The following is a 936-nucleotide window of genomic DNA, read 5'->3' on the forward strand; positions in this document are numbered from 1 at the left end:
ATCGCTGTGGAACAAGACACCACTTGGGCGCCCACGCATCTCGTAGGCTCTGTCGAGCGCCTTTACGACCAGATCAGCATCCGGCTTGGCAGACATCGCCCAGCCCACCACTCTGCGACTGAACAAGTCCAATACTGCGGCGAGGTAATGCCATTTGCCCTGCGCCCAGATATAGGTAATGTCGCCACACCAAACCGTATTGGGGGCCTCGACAGTGAACTGCCGATCCAAAATGTTCGGTATGTCAGGCCGCTCCACTGTCGACTTCTTGTAGGCGTGTGTCCCCGGTTGCTTACTAATCAGGCCCTGCTCTTTCATCAGCGCTCTTACCTTAAAGCGACCGATCACTGTACCTTCTGCTTGGAGCATGGCGGCTATGCTGCGACTACCCGCGGCACTGCGGCTTTGAGTAAACAGCTCGTTCACTCGACGACGCAGCAGTAGCCGCTGAACATTAACGCGCCTGCATCTGGCCAGGTAGGCGTAATAGCTAGAGCGCGACACGTCGAAAACAGCACACAACAGTTGGACGGGATAGCGCTTGGCCAGTTGCCGAATCGACCTCAACGTCTGCGCCCGTGCTCCTCGGCCATCAAGAGCGCAGTGGCCTCCTTTAAGATTTTCTTCTCCAGCTCAAGGCGGTTAATACGGGCCTTCAGGGCTTGAATTTCCTGCTGTTCAGCCGTGAGCGCCTTGCTGTTTGGCGTCACTCCACCACGCTCCTCGCGCAGTTGATCGACCCAGCGCCGGAGAGCGGTTTCTCCGACACCCATCGACTTGCAGGCTTCTGCCACGCTATAGCCTTGGTCGACGACCAAGGCCGCTGCATCATGTTTGAACTCGACCGAAAAGGATCGACGTTGTTTGCTCATTGAACACCTCGCTGATGGCGATTCTACCGCCTAACTTGGTGTCCGGGATTAGTAGACCACTACA

The 936-nt window shown here is 56.5% G+C and carries 1 pseudogene; it reads right to left on the bottom strand.

What is annotated here, in order from left to right:
• A pseudogene (locus B7O88_RS17900) lies at positions 1 to 872 on the bottom strand (IS3 family transposase); the annotation flags it as partial.
• Positions 873 to 936 lie beyond the last annotated feature (64 nt).

The sequence above is a fragment of the Halopseudomonas aestusnigri genome, from assembly GCF_002197985.1.
In the GTDB taxonomy this organism is placed as follows: Bacteria; Pseudomonadota; Gammaproteobacteria; order Pseudomonadales; family Pseudomonadaceae; genus Halopseudomonas; species Halopseudomonas aestusnigri.